This window comes from Streptococcus sp. HMSC071D03 (assembly GCF_001812125.1).
GTDB lineage: Bacteria > Bacillota > Bacilli > Lactobacillales > Streptococcaceae > Streptococcus > Streptococcus pseudopneumoniae_N.
Genome location: NZ_KV807747.1, coordinates 357 through 1,064, shown reverse-complemented (window position 1 = coordinate 1,064; position 708 = coordinate 357). Strand labels below are relative to the sequence as shown.

Below are 708 nucleotides of genomic sequence, written 5' to 3'. Positions count from 1 at the left end.
TATGTAGTAATTGCTGGACTTCTTTAGCATCTGCTGTTGCCATGAATTTATTCCAGTCTGTCTCACCAGTAAAGAGGACATTCTCCCCCCTGGCTTGATACATTTCGACTGCTTTAGAGCTCACCAAGAAGAGTCCCTTTAAGATGACTTCTCCTGTCACAAGAGTTGCCCGTCCTAATTGGGCTACCACTTGTTCTTGTTCCATTTTAGCTCACCTCTTCAATTTTGAAATAAAGATCCTTCAATTGAGTAGTTTGAGAGTCTTTCGCAAGAATCTGTTGTTCCAACTCATCGATCCTATTTTGGCACTGAGCAATTTCCTCATTTGCTTCCTTGATAAAATCTTCGTTAGATTTGATTTTATTTTTAATAGATTGCTTATAAGTAACCGTCTGAGCCTCAAAGCTATCAATAACCTCTGAAGGTAAATTTACTGTAGTCGCATGAGACAGAGAGAAAGAAGATTCAATCTTTTGATCAGGAATCGGTTTATTTTCTTTCTGAATAAATGTTTCAACAACCGGTGCTACAGCTTCTGTAGCTGCATTCTGTGTATTTTCATCTTGTGAAGGTTCTACTCGTTCTTCCTCATTTTCATCTAATCTACTGAAATGATCTGTAGTCCATTCACTAGAAGAATAGGTAATTTTATCTTCCAAAGGCACTTCCTCTCTAACCTCATCTTGAGGCTTCTGAGAAACTAGCTCA

General features: G+C 38.3%; 2 pseudogenes. Both read right to left on the bottom strand.

Annotated elements, in window-relative coordinates:
• Positions 1-205: pseudogene (locus HMPREF2837_RS05050) on the bottom strand (hypothetical protein); the annotation flags it as partial.
• 1 nt (position 206) lies between these two features.
• Positions 207-708, bottom strand: a pseudogene (locus HMPREF2837_RS05045) (hypothetical protein); the annotation flags it as partial.